The 22,543-nt window shown below is 48.1% G+C and carries 15 protein-coding genes and 1 pseudogene; 1 reads left to right on the top strand and 15 read right to left on the bottom strand.

Going from position 1 to position 22,543, the window contains the following annotated elements; translation table 11 throughout:
• Nucleotides 1–50 precede the first annotated feature (50 nt).
• Entirely contained in the window at nucleotides 51–536 is a 486-nt protein-coding gene (locus CHA6605_RS10205; protein ID WP_015159379.1) for an ester cyclase, read from the bottom strand.
• Nucleotides 537–673: 137 nt separating this feature from the next.
• On the opposite strand from CHA6605_RS10205, the gene CHA6605_RS10200 reads away from it, so the two are divergent.
• On the top strand, nucleotides 674–1,591 hold the full coding sequence (locus tag CHA6605_RS10200) for a LysR family transcriptional regulator (protein ID WP_015159378.1): 918 nt from the start codon (nucleotides 674–676) through the stop codon (nucleotides 1,589–1,591).
• A 260-nt stretch (nucleotides 1,592–1,851) separates the two neighbouring features.
• Here the strand turns inward: CHA6605_RS10200 and CHA6605_RS10195 are convergent, their stop codons facing one another.
• From CHA6605_RS10195 to CHA6605_RS37230, 14 genes and pseudogenes are all read right to left on the bottom strand, one after another.
• Nucleotides 1,852–5,430 (bottom strand): hypothetical protein, encoded by a 3,579-nt coding sequence (locus CHA6605_RS10195; protein WP_015159377.1) that lies wholly within the window; start codon nucleotides 5,428–5,430, stop codon nucleotides 1,852–1,854.
• 423 nt (nucleotides 5,431–5,853) lie between these two features.
• On the bottom strand, nucleotides 5,854–6,267 hold the full coding sequence (locus CHA6605_RS37235) for a response regulator (RefSeq protein ID WP_232432286.1): 414 nt from the start codon (nucleotides 6,265–6,267) through the stop codon (nucleotides 5,854–5,856).
• 150 nt (nucleotides 6,268–6,417) lie between these two features.
• Nucleotides 6,418–8,088, bottom strand: a pseudogene (locus tag CHA6605_RS36885) (response regulator); the annotation flags it as partial.
• Between the two features lie 555 nt (nucleotides 8,089–8,643).
• Nucleotides 8,644–10,851, bottom strand: coding sequence for a response regulator (locus CHA6605_RS31530; protein ID WP_015159375.1), 2,208 nt, complete (start codon nucleotides 10,849–10,851; stop codon nucleotides 8,644–8,646).
• A gap of 225 nt (nucleotides 10,852–11,076) precedes the next feature.
• Complete coding sequence (locus CHA6605_RS31525) at nucleotides 11,077–11,982, bottom strand: HEAT repeat domain-containing protein (protein ID WP_051038806.1); 906 nt, start codon at nucleotides 11,980–11,982, stop codon at nucleotides 11,077–11,079.
• 14 nt (nucleotides 11,983–11,996) lie between these two features.
• On the bottom strand, nucleotides 11,997–14,219 hold the full coding sequence (locus CHA6605_RS10180) for an NACHT domain-containing protein (RefSeq protein WP_015159373.1): 2,223 nt from the start codon (nucleotides 14,217–14,219) through the stop codon (nucleotides 11,997–11,999).
• A gap of 153 nt (nucleotides 14,220–14,372) precedes the next feature.
• On the bottom strand, nucleotides 14,373–15,011 hold the full coding sequence (locus CHA6605_RS10175; RefSeq protein ID WP_015159372.1) for a response regulator: 639 nt from the start codon (nucleotides 15,009–15,011) through the stop codon (nucleotides 14,373–14,375).
• Nucleotides 15,012–15,065: 54 nt separating this feature from the next.
• A complete protein-coding gene (locus tag CHA6605_RS32845; protein WP_015159371.1) occupies nucleotides 15,066–16,658 on the bottom strand; it encodes a response regulator in 1,593 nt (530 codons plus the stop codon).
• Nucleotides 16,659–16,737: 79 nt separating this feature from the next.
• Nucleotides 16,738–16,887 carry a hypothetical protein gene (locus CHA6605_RS33990; protein ID WP_015159370.1) on the bottom strand — a complete coding sequence of 50 codons (150 nt, stop codon included), beginning with the start codon at nucleotides 16,885–16,887 and terminating at the stop codon, nucleotides 16,738–16,740.
• Nucleotides 16,888–17,002: 115 nt separating this feature from the next.
• Nucleotides 17,003–19,825: a DAHL domain-containing protein gene (locus CHA6605_RS31520; protein WP_015159369.1), complete on the bottom strand. Its 2,823-nt coding sequence runs from the start codon at nucleotides 19,823–19,825 to the stop codon at nucleotides 17,003–17,005.
• Nucleotides 19,822–20,859, bottom strand: coding sequence for a cytochrome-c peroxidase (locus CHA6605_RS10160; RefSeq protein WP_015159368.1), 1,038 nt, complete (start codon nucleotides 20,857–20,859; stop codon nucleotides 19,822–19,824). The genes CHA6605_RS31520 and CHA6605_RS10160 overlap by 4 nt, the downstream gene beginning before the upstream one ends.
• A 277-nt stretch (nucleotides 20,860–21,136) precedes the next feature.
• Nucleotides 21,137–21,628 carry a hypothetical protein gene (locus CHA6605_RS10155; protein ID WP_015159367.1) on the bottom strand — a complete coding sequence of 164 codons (492 nt, stop codon included), beginning with the start codon at nucleotides 21,626–21,628 and terminating at the stop codon, nucleotides 21,137–21,139.
• Nucleotides 21,613–22,254: a response regulator gene (locus tag CHA6605_RS35700; RefSeq protein WP_232432243.1), complete on the bottom strand. Its 642-nt coding sequence runs from the start codon at nucleotides 22,252–22,254 to the stop codon at nucleotides 21,613–21,615. The genes CHA6605_RS10155 and CHA6605_RS35700 overlap by 16 nt, the downstream gene beginning before the upstream one ends.
• Entirely contained in the window at nucleotides 22,244–22,444 is a 201-nt protein-coding gene (locus CHA6605_RS37230; protein ID WP_015159365.1) for a DUF4278 domain-containing protein, read from the bottom strand. Before CHA6605_RS37230 ends, CHA6605_RS35700 begins: the two co-directional genes overlap by 11 nt.
• Nucleotides 22,445–22,543 lie beyond the last annotated feature (99 nt).

Raw genomic sequence — 22,543 nt, 5'->3', positions numbered from 1 at the left:
GCTTCTCCAAATAAATACCAAGGTGAATTTTTTGCGAATATTGGCAAAAATCAAACTGTGTTGGGGCGACGTTCAATGCCCTTCGCCAGCACTTCTGGATGAACGTTATGGGGGATTGCCCAACCTCGTTCCCAGAAATAGATATTGATCTCAACCGTATTATCGGCAACATCCCACCGCACAACTTTTCCATCCTTCACAGTCAGTAACATGGTTTCAATGGAGGTTCCTTCCCGTCCAGTGGGTTGCATCCCCATGAATACTTCAGCGTGTTTCCAGTCCAGGCATACGGTAAAGAAGGCGCGACCATTGCCAGCGGCATCGATCGCTTCAAATTCGTCCACGAGATCGACCCGCGATTGCAGCGCATTGACAAATTGTGAAGCCCATCCTTTCAGGGATTCTCGCCCTTGAATGTCTCGACCCATCGTTGAATTGACCAACACATTTTCTGCCACAAGTGCGTCCCAACGCTTAAATTCGCCCTGTTGAAATGCATCGTATAGTTCACGAACAAACGGATATTGAGTAGTCATTGTTAATTCCTCAAAAAGGGTGCTTGGAGGGTGCTTAAGTCTTTGCTGCTCTCCTTGATTTCTAAGATATTTTGTTTATAATCTTTTGAGAAGAGGTTGCTTTTCACTTCTTTGTCCACCTTTTATCAACAATCACGATGAAGAGTTTGTCCAATATGCTGGCATTCGTGCGAGTGGCAGAAGTTCAAAGCTTTGTCCAGGCATCCAATGTGCTGGGATTATCGACTTCTGCCGTCAGCAAAGCAGTCGCTCGCTTAGAAGCGGACTTGGGCGTTAAACTGTTTCATCGAACAACCCGCAGCATCAGCCTGACCACAGATGGTGTTCGTTTTTATGAAGGATGTCAGCAATTACTGGGGGAACTAAATGCGCTCGAAGCAGAAATCCAGGGAAATCGTGTGGCTCCTAGAGGGCGATTAACTGTGAGTGTTCCGACTGCATTTGGGCGCATTTGTTTAGTGCCAGTTCTCAAGGCATTCACCCAAGCGTTTCCAGAGATCGCCCTTGATATTTCAATGGACGATCGCCCCGTGGATTTAGCCGAGCAAGGTATTGATATAGCGATTCGCACAGGGCAATTGAGCGACAGTGCAAACCTGATTATCCGTCAACTTCTTACTTACCCCTTGATGGTTTGTGGTTCGCCCACCTATTTTGAACAATATGAGCAACCCCAGCACCCAGAGCAGCTTCAGCAGCACACTTGTCTAAACTTTCGTAATCGATCTACTGGGCGTTTTTACCCCTGGTCTTTTACTGTTGAAGGGAAAGCTGAGCGATACGCGGTAAGTGGTTCGGTTGTGTTTGATAATGCCGACGCGATTGTGAGATCGGCGATCGCTGGATTAGGCTTAAGCCAGATGCCCGCATTCTTAGCAGCGGAAGCAATTTCTACTGGCAATTTGGTAGAAGTCCTCAACCCCTATCGACCACCAGAAGTTCCGGTCTGGATTTGCTATCTAGATCGTCGCTTTGTTGCTCCGCGAATTCGAGCATTTGTCGATTTTATGGCAACGCAGAAAGAAGCTTTTACGACAACGTGTAAGCCAACTTAATTTTTCACGCCAAAATTTAAGCTACTACCCCTACTGAAATATGAAGCGGTACAACTATTTATTAGACGGAAAGTTATCCGGATAACACACCAAATTGGGTGTTTAGCCCGACAACTATCCGCATATCCCCTAGCAAATAGGGGTATTATCCCGACAATTATCCGTATAACACCCCAAATTGGGTATTTAGGCGGACAAGATTCAGTCTAAATCATTTAGTTAGTATTCTTGGCGAACTAGGAACGATCGATCGAAATAAGTCATCGCGCCACCGGAGCGGCGGTGGTCATGATTCGAGTTCGGCTCTGGGACTTCCAATGTTGATATCGGAGCAAGGGGAAGGAGGCAACCTGTTTCGACAATGCCCAGAACAATACATAGCTGGCCAGTAATCGCTCGAACGAGCCAAACCGCGATTCGCGTAATTCCTCCAGGATGCTACCGTCGCTAGCGACAATTGGGGCACTTGGGAGGACGATCGTATCTTGAAAGCCTTGCTGGGCGTTGGCGGAGCCTTTCGGAACGAAAATCGCCGGATTGTGTCCCAGGGCAATAATTTCCGCTCCTGCATTGATATTTCGCACCCCATTGGCTTGTTTGCCCGTCATAATTACGGCACTTTCATACTCTTTGTGCAGCTTGTCGCGTCGCCCATCAGGTATGCCTAAGAAGATTAAAGATCCTCTCACCACCCGATGTCCGAAGTGGTGGAGCATGTGATCTTGGGGGTTGGCACCATGTACATCGAGGGAGGCGATCCCATAACTGAGCGAGAATAGTTTGCTGACATAGACTTTTAATAATTGATGCACCCACGGCACATCACCGATGACCAGGGTGCGTTTGCCCATGCGGGCGAGGAGGGGTCTACCCTGGAAATACCGCAGTCCCAATGTCCAAAACCAGGGGCCAAAGATGTAAATCAGCACATCGGCTAAGACGATCGCCGGCAGCAATAATCCGGGGATGGGGACATGCGCCAGCGCAAACATTGAGTTTGCGATCGTTTGCACCAATGGTACTTTAAATCCAGCGGAAATCGCGATGTAGAGGGCATGAATGCCCCAGACGAGGGGAGTTTCGGTGACATGCAATGCCCAGTTTCGACCAGATCGCAGGAGCTGACGATGGACTGATGAATTGCTGGTTTCACCGCTGGCTGTCGTGCCGACGATCGGTACTACGCTCAGATCGACAAATTCAGCTTTGATTCGATCGAGAGTCTCTAAATTTGCGGCGGTTAAGGTCATCTCAAACGCCCCATTTTGGCCAGGGAAGCTTTGTCGGAGCCGTTTGGCGAGGTATAGCAATAATTCCGTTAACGTGGCTTGAGCGGCAGCTACGGCGACGGTGGTGGGTTCAGCCGTGCGGCGACCGCTGCCATTGATAAAAATCCGGCGAGTAAAACTAGATGCGGGGTAATAATACTGCTCGATCGCGGTACCCATCAGGCTACAGATTTCGCCAGTCATCACAAATATCTCGCCGATCGATCCTTGGCGGCGAAGTTCCTCGAAGGCGTGGGTAGCTTGCAGGGTGGGAAATGTTTGTCCAGATTGACTGATGGCTAGGACGATCGAGTTTTGACCTAAATGCAGTCGGTTGGAGTCAGATGGCAATTTCCGTAACACCTGATTGGCTGAAATTGTGGCAACTTTTAGCGCGGGGCAGATGGTAATTAAATCTTGGGCAAATCGCTCGCCCAACCAGAGGCTGCTCTCAACACCCGTAATAAGTAGATCTACAGATCGATCTGTTGCCACTCGGTCGAGTTTAATATCGATCGTGGCCCGTTGTCGCCGATCCCAGCTCTTAGCTTTGGCAATCAATAGTTCGGCTAAATAGTCTGCGCTTTGACGATTGAATGAAGCTGGATCGCCCCAGGATGTGGCGATCGATTGCAGCACCTGGGGAATTTCCTGAATGTCATGCTCGACCGGATCTTCAGCATTTGTGGTGGGCGGCAGAATATAGGCATTTCCCTGTAATGGAATCCACCGTTGTGCTAATTCCACACCCAGTAATTCGCGATCTGCTGGCATCGAATAAATCGTAATTCGATCGACCCCCACCCAGGCAATTTCACCCCCTTTCTGCTCCAAATCCAAGCGATAGGAACGGGGAATATCGGATAAAACAGCATCGACAGCGGCTGGTTCTGAAGCATAAACCATATAATCATCGCGAACGTTGAATCCAGTCGCGATCGGTTGTCCCCAAGCACTCAATACCAGACTATCGGGATTCAATGTCGAAGCAGTTACCAGCCCAAAACTACCCTTGGCTCTGGACATAAATAATTTCGTCGCCTGATAGGGATTGTGATGGAAAAAAACATCGACGGCAGTCTTGACAAAAGCCGATCGATCCGAGTCATTCCATGTACCGATCGAGTGATGCTGACTCAAAGCTGCGAGCAGATCTCGTTCGAGCTGATGAACTTGTGGCGGAGATAACTCCAACATCGATTTAGCGGACGGGAGCAAAATCGCCTCCTGATGTCTGACAAAGATCCCTTCAGCGATCGCCGCCCAATCGCCGATCTCCAACTCCGATGGGGCGTTATTCGGTGCCGCTTTAGCCGGACTTTTTCCCCCAAATGCCTCCTCGATCGACTTAGCCACCGTCAGTTGGTAAGCCAGTCGCAACGAAGCACCCCACATCCCCTGGGTAATTAATAAATCCATCATCCCCGCAATCTTCGGCGAGTCGCCCAGCGTCGAATTCGGCGTATGTAACACCCGTTCGAGCCATAAACCCAGATCGGCATTCTCGATCGGATCGCCAAACAGCACCCAAGCATCAAAATCCCCATTATGGGTAATCCGGTGGTTTACCGTTTGGCGATCGCCCACCCATTTTCCCCGATCGAATCTCCACACAGCAGCAGTTCTAGCGGGCATCCACTCATGCCAATGAGTCTCGACAATTGCCGGGAGACTACTCGTAGCATAACGATAGTGCCAAACCCCAACGATCGCCGCATCCACAGCCTGGGCACCAGCCCGCATCGCTTGATTTCGCACCGGAGCAAACGCCGCTTCTAGAGATTGGGTTAAATTTTGTCGCTTGCGATTGACTACCTTTGTCCCGACAAATACCACTCGATCGGCTCGATCCTGGGCAAACACCACCCCGCCACCAGCTTGTTCGCCCCGAATTTCAGTTTCGCAGCCCATTGTTTTGAAAATATCGATAACTCTTGCTGGTAGCAACGATCGATCGTCACTCACCAATCGTTTGCCAACAAACCCAAAATTGCCGCAGTTAAAACAAGTCGCCTCACCCGTCACCACCGCCACCAGATCCGACAGCGAACTAAAAATAACTAAAAGATTGGCACCTACAAAAGTGTTAATTACAAACCCAACGATAAATTCATCTGGATGGCGATCGATACTCATAATTAAAGAATTTGCTAACGGTACCAATCCCACCGCAATTCCATTAAATAAGATGCCACCCAATGCCTTGAATCGAATCGAAGTAGAAGTCGATCGACCAACATCAACCCAAGGGTAATCTGAGTTCTCGATCGATGGTACAAATATCGGTGCAAAGGGAATTAAGGATCTAAATATAGCTGATAGAGTTCGATGTTCGAGGATGTTAGTAGTGTTGATGAAAGATGGATCTCGGTCGATAATAACGATCGACAAGACATGACCCAAGCCATGAATTAAGATTGAAATATGCCAAATAACTCTGAGTAGGAATGTGCAAACGATCGAGTAGGAGCAAATCAAAGCAGGATTCGATCCGATGCCGCCGCAAATCATCATCACGGTGGTGATGAATTCTGGAATTAAGTTTTGATAAATTACCAACCAAATAGTCATGATGTCTAACTGCTAGTGGTGTTGAAAAGAAAATGCCTACGATTGAAATCGTGGCTCATGATGCAAAGTCCGCCTACGCGGACTGACATTAATTAGTCCGCGTAGGCGGACTTTGTACTACTAGCACCGATTTCAATCGAGTGCGGTACTGGAACGGAGCACAGATCCCAATACGGTTTGGTTAGCTTCGCTTGAGATCTAAATCCCCCCTAACCCCCCTTTCAAAGGGGGGAACCAGATCCGGAAGTCCCCCTTTTTAAGGGGGATTTAGCGGCTCCCGTAACTCCTTTGGAGTGGCTGCGCCAACGTCGGGTTCCCCGACGGATTAGGGAGACAAGACAGGGGGATTTCAACCTAAACCGAAGTAATTAACTCACGATTGGTTCTTAACCGAACCGTATTGGCACAGATCCCGAACTCACCTTAATTAGAGATCGATCGCTTCAAACAACCTTCAATTTTGCCCAACAACCGAGGTAACTCCACTGGCTTAGTATCATAATCATTACAACCCGCCGCCAACGCCTTCTCTCGATCGCCAGCCATCGCATGTGCCGTCAAAGCAATAATCGGAATCCGCGCAGTCTGGGCGTTCGCCTTGATCTGTTGAGTTGCCTCCCACCCATCTAGAATCGGCAAACTGATATCCATCAGAATCAGATCTGGTAGTTCCGAGATCGCCTTCGCCACACCCTCAGCACCATCGCTGGCAACCACCACAGCATAGCCAGCACGTTGCAGCCGCCGCGAGAGCATATCAGAATTCAATTCATTATCTTCAACCAACAGCACCTTGAGCGGTAGAGACGATTGCAAGCTAGAATCTCGATCCTCCATCGGCGTGGCTCCGCCAGCGATCGAGGCTTCACCATTGGGCTGTAACTGCTGAAAATAATCAGTTTGGACGATCTCCGCCACCTGTTGGGTGAGCTTAATATTGGCGAGTTCGAGTTGCAACGCCGCTAATTGTGGCTGGAGCGCGGCTTCAGCTAACTTGCGTTGGGAGATTTCCTCGACAATGCCTTCATAAGCCACTAACTTCCCCTCCCGATCGCGGACAGCGCGAGCGTGCTCCGCAATCCAGATGGGGTCGCCATCATAGCGATATGCTTGATACTCAAATCCAGTCACCCGATCGTGTTCTGCTAACATCGTTTTGAAATCCGCATAGCGATTGCGATCGACATAAATGCGGTCGGCAATATCTGTCACCATCGCCATCAGTGTCTCTGCATCGGGGTATCCCAGCAGTTCGACTAAAGCCGGATTCACCCGCCGATAGCACCCTGTAACCGTCGCTTGATAAACGCCGACTGGCGCATTTTCAAACAGACTATCGAAGCTCTCATCCTGTCCCTGCCGCCGCTGTAGCTCCAGACAAGCCGCGATCTTAGTCTGAAGTAACACCGACTGAAACGGCTTAGTCAGATAGTCTGCTGCGCCGATCTCAATCCCTCGCAGCACCAGATCCATGCGATCGGGTGCTGCCAAGATTAGGACGGGAAGGTGTCGCCACTCGCCCTGTTTGAGCTGCGCCAACAGTTGCAATCCACTACCCGTTCGACCGATCTCCAGCAAAATTAGATCGCAGGGGATGGCTGCGAGGGTATCAAAGACTCGATCGATCGTCGAGATCGTCACCTGCGATCCCTGCCGCTCTACCTGTCTCGACAACAACTGGGAGGTAGATTCGTTGTCGTCTGCGATTAAAATTCGACGATCTGTGGCAATTGGCGATTCGGCAGAGCCGACGCTAAACGATCGCGTCCAATCCTTTGCTAGACTCAAATTGTCAAGATCGATAGATTGTAGCGAGATTGTTTGAAGATCGATTCTCCAGGGGAGAGGCTCCGCCAACGGGCTATCTAGACTATTCGCCACACTGAGCAAATCCTGTGCCGAAGTGTAGATCTGCTCCAGGTCTGGGATTAGGTCGGTAGAGGCTTCCTCCAATAACATCTCACAGTAGCCAATAATCGTACTCAGCGGCGTGAGAATTTCCAATCGTAAGGTGGGAGTGAAAATGTTGATTTCCTGCTGTTGTAGCTCCAATAGTACTGGGTTGAGCATTGCCTGTACCAGTTGCAAAATTCGCAGCCCAGAGGCGTGAATCTTCTGAATATCGCTGCATAGATCTGGCTGCTGTCCATCGCCCAGAAGATCCAATAGCAAATCGCTATAGCCAATAATCCGATCGATCGGCGGATCGAGTTGGTGCCGCAACCGATTTAGTAAGATCTGCTGTAAGCGGGGATCTGGCGGCGAGTTCGGGGGTGCTGGGGCTGTTACGATGACTGGCTCTAACAGCTTGGTAATTTTTTGGAGCAATCTAGGCAGATCCACTGGTTTGGTATCATACTCATCGCAACCCGCAGCTAGTGCTTTTTCGCGTTCGCCAGCATTCCCATCCGCCGTCAACGCAATAATGGGAATGACTCGCGTTTGAAGATTGGCTTTAATCTGTCGGGTAGCTGCCCAACCATCGAGAATGGGGAGGTGCAGATCCATCAACACGATATCCGGTCGATCTGACAGAGTTTTGGCGACAGCTTCGGTGCCATTGACAGCAACAATTACCTGATATCCATTACGCTCTAGACGGCGGGATAGCATATCTCGGTTGATATCGTTATCTTCAACTAACAGAATTGTAGGCATCGATCTGGCTCCGGTATGTATAAATTCTGCTGGACTTTGCGATGAGAGGTCGATCGGTTAATTGCTTCGGTTTAGGTTGAAATCTCCCTGTCTTGTCTCCCTAATCCGTCGGGGAACCCGACGTTGGCGCAGCCACTCCAAAGGAGTTACGGGAGCTGCTAAATCCCCCTTAAAAAGCTACCGTGTACACACATCTCTGGTGAGAAGCGAAATTGGTGTGAATCCCCCTAAATCCCCCTTTTTAAGCTACCGTGTATACACAAGTCGGCTGGGCTTCGTTTCTAGATCTGAATCCCCCAAACCCCCTTAAAAAGGGGGCTAAGATCCGCTCAAAGTCCCCCTTTTTAAGGGGGATTTAGGGGGATTTCTACCAATTTCGCTTCTAACTAGAGATGTGTATACACGGTAGCCTTTTTAAGGGGGACTTCCGGATCTGGTTCCCCCCTTAAAAAGGGGGACTTTTAAAGCCCCCTTTTTAAGGGGGTTGGGGGATTCAGATCTCAAGCGAAGCTAACCAAACAGTATTGCGAGTCATATCGTCCAAACCCCCAATGATTAAGGCGATCGTCCGATCTGTATCGCTGTCTTGTATTCGTTGGCGGAGCCTCTCCCCTGAAGCATCATCAGATCGCCCAGTCGATCGATTGCCTGAGTCAGCGGATGAGTGGGATAGCGCACTGCAAAGACTTGACTACTGGCGAGATTCAGCATTTCCTCGGCAAAGGGCAAAACTGCGGCGACGGGGACACCGTAGGCGGTTTGTACCTGCTGTTGATAGGTTTCGATCTCAAAATTGGGTGGTACCCGATTGACAACTAGTAACAGCTCCGCAGCCGACAACATCCTCGCCAGCTCGACGATCGCGGCAGTGCCTTGATAGTCCTGATAGTCTGGACGCAGCATCACAATTAGCTGACTACAAATCGCGATTGCCTGAAGGGTTTCGCGATCGATGCCGGGATGGGTATCAAGTAACAGAACATTTAGTTGGAGATCGCGGATCGTCTGAGCGCAACCATCGAGAAGCAGATCTGGGGGATAGCCTTCACGCACGATCTGGTTAATGTCGTTGGCGTTGGCACTGGCGGGAATCAGATAAATCGCCCCAGCAGGATTACCAGCAGGTTGAGGCAACAGATGGCTCAGATCGTAGGCGGCTTCATACAAAGCGCAACGATGCCAGAGATAGTCATTGAGGGTGAGGTCGATCGTCTCATCATCCAGCCCAAACAGCACATGAATGCCCGGAGATTGTAAGTCTGTATCGATAATGCCCACCCGTTTACCCTGCTTGGCGAGACTCACCGCCAGGTTACTAATGAGATTTGACTTACCCGTACCACCGCGAAAGGAGTGGACAGCGATAACTTTGGCGGTGCTAACCTGCTGGGCATCGATCGCTGGTTGCTCTACCCGCCTGACAACTGCCAACGGCGATCGCGTCACTGGTGAGGATGCAGCGCGATCGCCAACGGGGGGAGCGGGATGGAGCGCAGGGTACAGGGAAGAGCGATAGAGATTCTCGATATCGCTACTGCGCTTCGTGCGCTGCTGGAGCTGTTGAAAATGTTCTGCGGCGGTAATCTCAGCCACCACTCGCTGTGGCTGTCCCAGATCGATGCCATTCTGTAAGAGCTGAATCTGTTGTGCTAGCTCCTGTTCGCGGGAATTAACCGATCGCGCCATCTGTTGGAAAGCGCGAGCTAGTTGCCCTAATTGGTGCGACTGCTGGCTCAGATCGTCCAAACTATTGGGGTTGAAGGTTTTAGTCTCGATCGCGGCTGCTGCGGCACTCAGGCATTGTACTTGCTGGCGGTAGAGGATTTCCCGATCGCGCAGTCGCTTTTTCTCTAAACAGGCGGTAATCCTCGCTTGGAGCAAGATCGGATCGTAGGGCTTTTGTAAATAGTCTTCGGCACCAAGTTCGATACATTTAACCGCAACATCGATCGTTTCTAGAGCCGAAATGGCGATCGCCGGAATGTGCTGGAATCGATCGTCCTGTTTGAGCTGCTGGAGTAATTCCAGCCCATCGACCTCCGGCATGATGACATCTAGTAAAATTAGGTCGTAAGGGACGGCTTTGAGCAGGCGTAAGGCTTGACGGGCATTAGTCGCCGTTGTGACTGTGTAGCCTTGCCGTTTTAATTGGCGCGAGAGTAAGTCACAATTAGTCGGGTTGTCATCAACTACTAAAATCATCCCTCCCTGTGCCTGCGGTACGCCAGACAATCGATCGAGCATCTTCAGTGTAGTGGTTGCACTCCGCACCAAGCTAGCCGTAGCTGGGTGTTCGATCGACAGGGGGGAACTAGTATCCGGTACCGTCAACTGCTGTAACTGTTGCTGGGCAAGATGCACGATATCATTTACTAAGCTCAATAACTGGTGCGCTGCCGTATGAATTTTGTCTAGATCGGGAATCAATTCTGCTGGAGCTTCCTCTAACAGCATCTCGCAGTAACCGATAATCGTGCTCAAAGGCGTGAGCAATTCCATCCTTAGCTCCGCACCAAACCGACTCAGTTCGCCATCGATCTGGCTCATTTCCAGTTGCACTGGATCGAGGATGGTATTTACCAGGATCGATAGTTGTTGACTACAGGTGTGAATCTTGTCCAGATCGGCGACGAAGATCGAGTCTGGTTGTGTTTTTAGCTCTTCGAGCAGCATGGCACTATAACCGATCGTGGCATTAATCGGCGTACAGAGTTCGTGGCGTAAGTATGCCATTAGTGTGTGCTGCACTTGGCTAGTCTTCATGTTTGGAATACCTTTGGTTGTGGCGTTGGGAGTTGAGCAATGCCATAGCTCTAGTAAACTCCACCACTAACTAAGTTAAAACCTAACTTGTGACTGACTTGTTCTGACTTTGACTACCGATCGAGTAAAACTGAGAGGACAAAAACCCGACTTTTTCAAAAAAGTCGGGTTTTTAGCAGTACTAGATTCGATCGATCGTACTTATCGATCGAACCTCACTATCATTTATTCAACAACAATCGACCATAAACAATCGATCGCACTACCAATTTGATCGTCATTCGGATGTTGTTCCACCCATTGCACCACGTTGGTGCGAATTGTATCTGAGGTTTTAGCTAATCGACCTAATACTTCCGCCGCAGGAAATCTCACAAACGAGCTTTCATCTTGGAGTAAAGATAGCAAAACATTTACTACTTCTGAATCAACAGTTCCTAATCTAATCAACGCTTCCGCAGCACTAGAGCGAACAGATGAGCTTTGATCGATAAGCAAGGGACGTAAACGATTTACCACTTCCGAACTAGCGTTTCCTAATCTACCTAATGCTTCCGCAACACTAGAACGTAAGGAAGAATTTGTATCAACAAGTAAGGGAAGTAAATGATTTACCACTTCCGGATCAGCATTTCCTAATCTACCTAATGCTTCTGCTGTAATAAAGCGTACAGTGGAGTTTTCATCATTCAGTAAGTCAACTAAACGGCTTATCACCTGCTTACCAGTACTCCCTAATTGACCCAATTCTGATACGGCATTGGAGCGCACATGGAAGTTTTCATCTCCCAGTAAGGAGACTAAACTACTTATAACCTGCTCACCAGTATTTCCTAGTTGAACTAGGATCTGTGCGGCTCCAATACGGGTAACGGAATCTTCATTGTCCAACATCAAGAGAAAACGCTGAACCACCTTATCTTTAGAGTTGCCTGACTGATACAATATTTTTGCAGCGTGAACGAAAATAAAACGTTGCTCACTCTCTAATAAACCTAATAAACAACTTACCACTTTCTCATTTTTACATTCTAATTCTACTAATATTTGTACAGCAAGAAGGCTTGTAACACCATGTTGATTTTCCAATAAATTGACCAATATATTGATCGCTTCTGTTTCTTTTCCCAAAGCAGCCTGAAATTTTAGCGTTGAAAACGATCGATCCGATCTCCTTTCGCTTGCAACTTCTCCCACACATCAACTTCTGAATTTGTTTCACCAAAGCAATATAGAATCTTTTCTACTTCGCTTCTAATTCTGCTACCAATCCGATCGGAATTTTCAACCTCTAAATCAACCAATCGATCGAGTATTTCCCCCACCCAATCCGCCGCTACCATTGTCAATCTAGATGGATCTTCTGTCAGACACCAACCTGCAAAAAGTAAATCTCGATGTAACCACTGTTCATACTTGCTATTAGCATCCAAAACAGTCTGAATCGCATTTTGTGCTTTCTTACCTTTCAGCTTCGACACCAGTAATAACAAAACTTCTCGCCAATGTTGATCGTGTACATACTCCCGAAAATGTCTCCCGATAATCTCTGTATCCTCTCCCGATTCATCTGCCTCATAGATCTCCTCTGCTGTTAGATATTCCTGAAACGTCTTATGTACGAAAGCATAGCAATCTATGCCTTGTTCATTTAATAAACCTGTCCGTTCTCTTATAAAATCGATAAACCTTTTTGCTTCTGCCGTTGCTTCATGCGATTCGCATTTTTTTAGCATCTTAATTTCTGTTCGTAACTGCCGCATTAACTCATCCTTGTCAATGAGTGTGCCACCTTCTGTTTCCCCTATACTGCCCTGAGTATGAATCCAGTAAGCTATTTTTTTTAAGACATACAATAAATCTTCTGACTTGAAAAGAATATTCTTAGGATCGAGCTTGATATCTCTCGCACAATCCCACTGGATCAGCAACATTTCCACCGCTCTCTCGTAGAGCTTGTAACGCTGTTTAGGTAACTCACCTCCATCACGATGAATTAATGTAATAAGTGTCAATAACAATGGATTTCTAGCCAGCAGTCGAATCCGATCATTTCTGGCAAATGCCTTCTGCAAATCAACCTTCCGCCGTTCTGCTTGCGCCTTATCATCCTTGAGCCGACTGTCATACCAATGGTCGATAAATGTCGCCACTTGCTTGTCATCGAAGGATTCCAGCGTATAGTGGGGAAATTCATCGAGATTGAAAGCTTCTCGATACCCTGCTGGACGTGACGTAATTACCGCCGGATTGTTCTGGTATTGATGCAAAAATGTCTCAATCTTTTCCACCACTTTACTTTGTTGGGCTTCATTTACAACCTCATCTAGCCCATCAAGTAAAATTAATGCTTGCCCTCTCTCCAGCCAATGCTCAAAAAATCCCAAAGGTAAATTGTTGATGGATAAATTCGCTTCCGCATCCCAACGTAAATAACTCAACAATCCTTGTTCAGGTTTTGAAATCCAATCTCGAATTCTTATAAAAATAGGCAACTCGACCTTTACATCCAAGCTAATCTCAGTTGGAGTACTTTGACACAGCATTAAGGCAAAATAGCTAGACAACATGGTTTTTCCAGAACCTGGTGCGCCTAGTAACACTACTTTTTTCTGAGCCAAATTCAGAACTTTTGGAGCTGAAACTCGCGCAGCAGATCGATCTCGCAGTGCCCATTGTTTTTGTTCTTGGAGTAAATTTTTCTGTTGAACAAAACCCTTTAATTCTTGATATTCCTGGCTCGACAAATCTTTGGGCGCAGAGTCAAGAATACAGCCATAATCAATATCTATGTCATTTATTACTCCACTGCGTTTTTCCCGCACATCTGGCATGACAAATATCTGTACTAAACCCTTCTGCGTTTCAACCTCTCCTGCTGGCACAGCCATTCCAACAAACTTTACTTTATTTACCCGCCGCGCCAATTGCTTCAGATATTGCTCCTTTGCCACCTGAAAGCAAATTCCTACGCGATCGAAATAGCTTTCAACAAACGCATCCATCCACAACGGCATCAAATCGGATAGGTAATTCTCTGATTCGGGATGCTCGAATGCAGATCGTTTAAACACCTCCACTAGAATCTTTACATTAGGCTTACCACCATTCTGAAAAGGTCTCTGCAACTCATTCTGTACCAAACGTGACTGAAAAAACTTTAGGAACTTTTGATATCCATTCGCGCCATCACGATCGATCCGCCGAAATAATCCACCAAGTTCTGGTTGTGCTTCATCTGCCGCTATTTCTGCTTGCTGTAACAGCACTATCATCTCATCTGGATTCAGGTGACTATTCACCTCAGCCAAACCTGCCTTGAAAACTTCCGTTATTGTCAATCTAGCGACAGTATCAAAGAATCCCATAAAATTACAACACCGAAGTTCTGATTACTTCGATCGCAGTTCCAATTAGACTCATAACAATTACAGCACAGCTAACTCTCTCCACTATAGTAACTGCTACACTAATGAGACACCAGCCCAATTTCTTGAAGAAATCGCGTTTGTCGTAGAAAGCTAAAACGAATTAGCAAAAATAGCCAGTTGCGATCGATTGCTAAGTGCCAAACGGTTGAGCAGATGAGTCACATAGGTTTTGACAGTGCCTTCAGCGAGGTTCAATTGAGTGGCGATTTGGCGATTTGTGCAGCCTTGCCCGATCAGCCGCAAGACATCGCGTTCTCTGGCTGGTATTTGTTTTAAGGCTGCTGGCTCGGCTGGAGGAATGCTATCGGCGGGATCGGCAACATTTGTGACTAGCTTTTCCATCAGTCCTGGTGCCATTTGGGTATAGCCACGATGAACTAACCGAATCGCCCCAACTAGTTCTGGCGCAGGCATGTCTTTGAGCAAATATCCGTTGGCACCTGCTCGCATCGATAGCGCAATATCACGATCGTCATCAAATGTACTCAGAACTAATACCTTGACGGTGGGAAATCGATCGACAATCAGCCGCGTCGCTTCAATCCCCGTCATTATGGGCATTCGGATATCCATCAAGACTACATCTGGCTGCAAAGATTCGACCTGAGAAATCGCCGCTCGTCCATTTTCTGCACATCCAAGTACTTGCAGATCGTCTTCTCGATCGAGAATTGCTGCCAAGCCTTGGCAAATCAAACTTTGGTCGTCTACTAGTAGTAAGCCAATCATAGGGGTAGGAGGTAGGGGGAAAGGGGAAAGGGGAAAGGAATGGGATATTAGACTTTAATTGAGCGACAGGGGAAGTTCGACTTGGATTTGGCAGCCAGATCCTGGTGAGGTTGTTAGGTGAAACTTGCCGTTGAGTGCGGCGACTCGTTCTTGCATTCCTTGTAGTCCAAATCCGGTTGTTTGTTGGTGAGCATTAAATCCGCGACCGTTATCGGTAATCTTGAGGTCGATCCGATGCTCGGTGGCGATCGAGTGAATTTGCACCTGAGTCGCCTCTGCATATTTGGAGATATTTGTCAATGTTTCTTGCACGATCCGATAGAGGGTTTTAGATACGGAAAAAGACAAAGGTTGGGTCAGTCGAAGACAAATGTTCGGGGTAATCCCTGTAACTTGCCGAAACTCTTCTGCCAAAGCCGCGATCGTTTCGGCGAAGGGCTGTTCGGTGCGTTCGTCTGTTCGCAGTGCTCTGACCGATTCTCGGACTTCTTGCATGGCAGTTTTACCCAACCGCTGGGCTTGAGTCAGAAACGAGTGGGCTTGAGTCGGATCGGTGAGCAACAAGGTTGCCGCAGCTTGCATCTGCACGTTTAAAGCCGTCAGCGAATGTCCTAAGGAGTCGTGAATCTCACGGGCGATCCGGTTGCGTTCTTCGATCGCGGCGGCGGTTGCGGTCAGATGTTCTACTTGTTGGCGGTAGAGGATTTCCCGATCGCGCAGTCGCTTTTTCTCTAAACTGGTAGCAATCCTGGCTTGGAGTAAGATCGGATTGCAGGGCTTTTGCAAGTAGTCTTCGGCACCGAGTTCGATACATTTAACTGCAACATCGATCGTTTCTAGAGCCGAAATGACGATCGCCGGAATGTGCTTGAATCGATCGTCCTGTTTGAGCTGCTGGAGTAACTCCAGCCCATCAATTTCTGGCATGATCGCATCTAACAAAATCAAGTCATAAGAGATCGCTTTGAGCAGGCGTAAGGCTTGACGGGCATTAGTCGCCGTTGTGACTGTATAACCTTGCCGTTTTAATTGGCGCGAGAGTAAGTCACAATTGGTCGGGTTGTCATCGACTACTAAAATCATCCCTCCCTGTGATTGCGTTACGGTAGACTCTCGATCGAGCGTTTCTAGTGTAGTGGTTGCGCTCCGCAGCAGGATCGCCGTGGCTGGGTGTTCCAGAAGTAGTGGAGAATTAGTATCTGGGGTTGTCAACCGCTGTAACTGTTGCTGGGCCAGATGGACGATATCATTTACCAGGCTCAATAACTGGTGAGCCGCAGTATGAATTTTGTCTAGATCGGGAATCAATTCGGCTGGAGCTTCCTCTAACAGCATCTCGCAGTAGCCGATAATCGTGCTTAGGGGCGTGAGTAGTTCCATCCTTAGCTCGGCACCAAACCGACTCAGTTCGCCGTCAATCTGGCTCATTTCCAGTTGCACTGGATCGAGAATTGTCGTTACGAGTGTCAATAGTTGTTGACTACAGGCATGAATCTTTTGGAGATCGGCAACGAAGATTGAGTCTGGCTGTGTTTGTAGCTCTTCGAGCAGCATGGCACTGTAACCGATCGTGGCATCGATCGGGGTACAGAGTTCGTGGCGGAGGTAAGCCATTAGTGTGTGCTGCACTTGGCGAGTTTGGAGCATTTTTAGAACATTATTTTAGAGTTTGGCAATGAATTTATCCCCGATCTCGATCGTCTAAGAAGAGCCTAGAGCCTAGAGCCTAGAGACTAAAGTCTCTGCTCATGATGCGAAGTCCGCCTACGCGGACTGGATTTCGGCGTTGCTGAATACAAGTACGATAAGCGATCGTTTCTATCTCTAGAACCTCTGGTAGGGGCAATTCATGAATTGCCCCTACCAGAGGTTTCATACATTAAATTCAGCAATACCTGGATTTCTTAGTCCGCGTAGGCGGACTTTGCATCACTAGCCACGATTTCAATCGTTGGCGGAACTGGAACGGAGCGAATATCTCATGCTCGTATTCAACACCGCTGGGAAGAATGCGAAGCGATTAACGTGCGGATTTCGTCGAGGATTTGTTTGTTTCCGGCACCTTTTTGGTAAATGCGTTGAGTTTGACTGTCTAACCACTGACGTTCCTCGGTAGTCAAGTCTTTGGCGGTGAGGACGATGACGGGGAGCGATCGCCATTGCGGATGTTGGCGAAGTTGACGCAGAAACTCAAATCCATCCATTTCTGGCATCATCAGATCTAGCAAAATAACTCCAGGTTCTTCTGTCTGCATCAGTGCTAGTGCCTCGATCCCGTGTTGGGCTGCCAAGACTCGCCATCCGGCTTTGGTTAGTTGGCGGCAGATCATCTCCCGATTTTCGGAGTTATCTTCTACTACCATCACGGATGTGGGGGCTGAGTTGGTCTGATATGGCTCCAACAGCGTCATCAACCGATCGTAATCCACGGGTTTGACCAGATAGTCAACCGCTCCCAAGGCACTGCTCAAGGCGCGATCGCCCTCAATTGTGACCATCATCACGGGAATATCGGCGAGATCGGGATCGGACTTGAGCCGACTCAAGACTCCCCACCCATCTAGATCGGGCATTTTCACATCTAGCAGAATGGCTGCGGGTAAATGTTCTTTGGCAAGGCGGAGTCCTTCCGCGCCGCTGGCTGCGGCGATCGCGTTATATCCCGATCGAATCAAAAAGCGTTGCATCAGATCCCGGGCATTAGCGTCATCATCGATCGTCAGAATGGTGCTGGCACCAGCGACTGAGGTACTTAGAGTGGTAATAATATTTGGCTGTTGATGTCCATTTTGACTAGCTGGTTCGGGCGAGAGTGGCTCGACTGGATCTGGCAAGCGAATCGTAAAGGTTGTCCCCGTGCCTGCGGTGCTAGCCACCTGGATCTCGCCCCCCATAATTTGACAGAATTGCTGCGTGATGACCAATCCCAAGCCCGTGCCACCATACTTGCGGGTGGTGGAGGCATCGGCTTGAGTAAAGGACTGAAATAGCTTTGCCTGTTGATCTGGATTCATCCCAATTCCGGTATCGGCGACCGAAAAAGCGAGCCAACCCGTTGCTTCTCGCTTTGCGCCTAATGTAATCGTGCCATGTTCGGTAAACTTGCTCGCATTACCCAACAGGTTGAACAGGCTCTGCCGCAGCTTAGTGATGTCCGCGTGCATGGAGCCAAGATCGGGCGGACAGTTGATGACTAAGGTATTGTGGTTTTTCATCACTAGGGGGCGCATTGTCGCCGCGATCTCGGTTAGCAATGGCGCGATCTCGAAGGTTTCGAGGAAGAGTTCGACCTTTCCTGCTTCGACTTTAGACAGATCGAGAATATTATTAATCAGCCCCAGCAGATGCTGCCCCGCACCGTGGATCTTTTGGATGTCTGGCACCAAACTGGGGATGCCCAGATCGGTAATTTCTTCGATCGACATCTCGCTATAGCCGATGATCGCATTCAACGGCGTGCGTAATTCGTGGCTCATATTCGCCAAGAACTGGCTCTTGGCAAGGTTGGTAACTTCCGCTGCGAGTTTAGCTTCTTGGAGTGCTGCTTCGGCTTGTTTGCGGGCGTTAATGTCGGTGACGGTGCCTTCGTAGTAGCGGAGATTCCCCCTGGCATCGCGCACGCACCTGATATTTTCGACAGTCCAGATCGTCGTGCCATCCTGGCGGTAAACTTGCGCCTCAAAATCCGCTACCGCTCCTTGGGTTTGCAGCAATCGCAGCAACTCTGCCCGTCGCTCTGGGAATACAAAAATCTGTCGATCGATATCTGTTACGTGTGCCATTAAAGCGGCGACGGATTCATAGCCATAGATCTGTGCCAGTCCGGGATTGGCACTGAGAAATCGACCGTCAGGAGTCGTCTGACAGATCCCCGTGACGGAATTTTCAAAGATACTGCGATATTTTTCCTCAGCTTGTGCGGTGGCTGCGGCATAGGCTCTAATTTTGAGCAAGATCCAAGTCGCAATTCCCCCCAGCAGCACGATCGATAGCAGATAAAACCAGAGTCGATAGTTGTTAGTTGTGTCGATCGCGGCTTGATAGCGTTGATTGTAGGCGATCGCCAGCTTTTCACTGCTGGCGGCGGTGGGCAATTCCATCATCAGCTTGACTGAATCATTGATTCGATCGCGTTTGTTGAGAATAATCTGGGCATGACTCAACACCGTTTTAATCGTCGTCCCTTCAGTTGTCGAGATCTGGGCAATTTCTCGTTGGATTTGCGGAATTAAGGTTTTCTCAGTAGAGAGATTAAATAACAAAATATCTCGCAGCAGGGTATTCAACCGTTCCTTCAGGGCGGGGGCTGTGGTACTTTTAGTGATATCAGCGATCGCGATCGGGAAATAGGTCAACGAGTTAATTAAAACCGCATTTTGCGATTGAAACTTGAAGATCGACTCTTCTTTCTGCTGCCAAAGATCGCGCTGTGTTTGCAACAACCGATCGAGTTCTTGGCGACTATCTGCATCCACAAAACTGGGCGCACGCTGGAGATCGGTCTGTAATCGGTTAATCTGGGCTAAATCGTTGACAATTGGGTCGTAATAAGTTAAGAGTCCATCCCGTACCTGCAAGACATTGCGATCGATCCGCGCATCTAAGGTTTGGATTTGGCGCAAGTGGGCAAGATATTGATTATGACGATCGACATCGATCGCTAATGACTTCACCCAGAGCAGGACTAATACCACCAACACCAGGGGCAATAGATAACCGCCCCGTGCTAAAAACAGTTGCGAATAGCGATCGCGGTTGGCGCGGGAAGTAGATTCCAGCGGTGCTAAGATTTTGTGGTAAAAAACCGATCTCATAAGGGTTTGCCTCGATACTCACCAGTGAGGGTACGTAAAAACTTGGCGATCGAAGCAATCTGCTCTGTAGGCAAAGTGCGACCGAGTTGATATTTGGTCATCGTGGCGATCGCCTCCTCCAAAGTTTTGGCTGAACCATCATGAAAGTAAGGCGCAGTCAGCGCGACATTCCGTAGACTCGGCACCCGAAATAGATGGCGATCGGCCTCATTTTTGGTAACATTGAAACGACCTAAATCGGCTGGAGTCATCCGACCCCGAGCGGCAAAATAGTCACTCATAATCCCAAAGGGTTGAAACATATTGCCCCCGACATTCACCCCTTGATGACAACTGATGCAACCATTGGCTTTAAACAACCGATATCCCTCTATTTCGGCGGCTGTCAATGCCTGTTTATCGCCGAGCAAAAAGCGATCGAACCGCGCATTTGGCGTATTGAGCGACAATTCATAAGCGACGAGCGCATCTTTAATATTGGTGGGAGTCAGTCCATCTGGATAAACCCGATCGAATAGCTGCCTGTATTCTGGCACCTGCTCCAACGATCGAATCGCGGCTGGCCATTGAACGCCCATCACCTTCGGATTGCTCATCAGCGCATCGAGATGATCGCTAAGATTGGTATATTTTCCGTTCCAATTGAGTCGAAAGTTGAACCGCGCATTAAACACCGTTGGGGTATTAACTTCAGTCGGGATGCCATTGATGCCGATCGAATGGGAACGACCATCAGCCCCACCCAAGCTAAAACTGTGACAACTGAGGCAAGATTTCTGATTATTTGTAGACAAGCGCACGTCTTGAAATAATTTCTCACCCAACGTTACTTTAGGTAGATTAATTGCGATTTCTTGCGGAATCGCTTGGATCGGTTCGCCAGTCAGAGCTATTTCGATCTGTTTGGGTATTGTCACAGACGGCTGGAACGAAGATCTGTGCTGCAAGAAAAGTACGAGCAGACTCGCGCCGAAAATTAAAGCCGCAAAGTAAATCCAGCGTTGAATTCGCCGATCGATATTCAGTAATTGCATCCTAGTTCTCGACTGTGCGCTTGTTTGGATCTCATTTATTGATTTAACTCCACTACTAACTAAGTTCGAGACTGAGAATGACCAACTTTTGAGTGACTTACCCTCAATTCGGGATAAGAGATGCCTGGAGACTGGAAGTCTCGGCTTGTGATGCAAAGTCCGCCTGCGCGGACTGAGAGAAGAGTCCGCGCAGGCGGACTTTGTAACGTTAGCCCCGATTTCAATCGGCGGCGGTGCTGAAGCGGAGCAAATATTCTTAACCCGAACTGGCGTTGACTTACTCCTTTCCCAGTGTTAAATTATCCAAATCTATGCCCAAAAGCTGTCTGAGGCGATCGACAGTTTTGTGTGTATGGAGGCGAAAGTTGATGGAGTTGAGATTCTTAATCGCACTCAACTTGCCAAATTTGTATCCCAATTCAAAGGATTCGATCTGTTCCCAAGTAAACCGATACTTGGGAGGATAGAAGTACAGCGAAATCAGCTTAAAAATGATGACATGATACCAATGAGTCTGCCGATCGGTGCCCATCGAAAAGCCAACCACAAAAGCTTCCTCGGCATTGGATAAACCACGATCCAGCAGTACATGAAGGCAATCGTGATTATACAGACTGATTTTTCCAGGCAGTGCGATCGGGCTATCGGGGTTTTCGATGAGCCAGATTTGCCAGGGCACGTCCGATTGCTCAAATCCGCCCAATGCTGCTACTGCCGATCCCAACGTCATGGCAGCCGACGGGGAAAACATCTCTACATGATTAGCCATCGAAATACTCCCAAACAATCTACAAATATAAACAGCGCACCAGAATAAACAACCATTGTTTTATCTGCCAGCAAGCAGCTAGCCAATAACATCTGAAACGAACTCGTAGCCAAACCGATAAACCCAAATCCACTGATCGGGATATTTGATGCCAGCAAAACGCCCCCAGCGATCGCACAAGCACTGCTCGACCATTTCAGGATCTTGGCAAGCCGCTCTTGCTGACGCGATCGTTTTTGTTGCCGATCAGAGGGTTGTTTGAGTTCAGTGATATCGATGATTCGACTCAGATCTGGGAGTCCAGAAAAGAAGACGATCGGCATTTGTGTTGTGGGGGAAAACGATCTCAATTTCTGCACCACTTCATAACATTCGATGCTAGAAAGCTGCGAGCCGATCGAAACCGCGTCTGGCATGATTTCTTTCACCAACGTCATTCCAGCTCGGCTATTACAAGCGATCGTCACTTCAATGAGATTGCCATAAGTATCGTCGAGTAACGTTTTTGCCAATGACGCATCTGGATCGATAATTAAAATCTGCTTTCGAGTTGAGATGCCATGCATTAGTACTGAATTCCTATTTAGATCTGATGGTTGAATCGATCGATTCATGCTAATTGACATAATAGGTATTACCCTGATAAGTCAACTTATAACCGATCGATTTAACAGCAGAGGTGTTTGAGCCGAACTGATAAGTGTTACCTCTGTACATCAACTTATGAACTGATTTGATTTGATTTTGAGCTGAAAAAAGAGATTTTAGTTTGGCTGAATTGGAATTATAGTTATTGCCACGATAGGTGAGATTCATAATTTTGCCTGTATTTATCACAATGTATTTGTCAATTCAATTATTTATATCTTAGAGATATCTATTAAAATAAACATCTAAAAAATGTCTCGATCTACC

Source organism: Chamaesiphon minutus PCC 6605, from assembly GCF_000317145.1.
GTDB lineage: Bacteria > Cyanobacteriota > Cyanobacteriia > Cyanobacteriales > Chamaesiphonaceae > Chamaesiphon > Chamaesiphon minutus.
The sequence above is the reverse complement of the archived record's forward strand: the minus strand, read 5'-3'. Positions and strand labels throughout refer to the sequence as shown.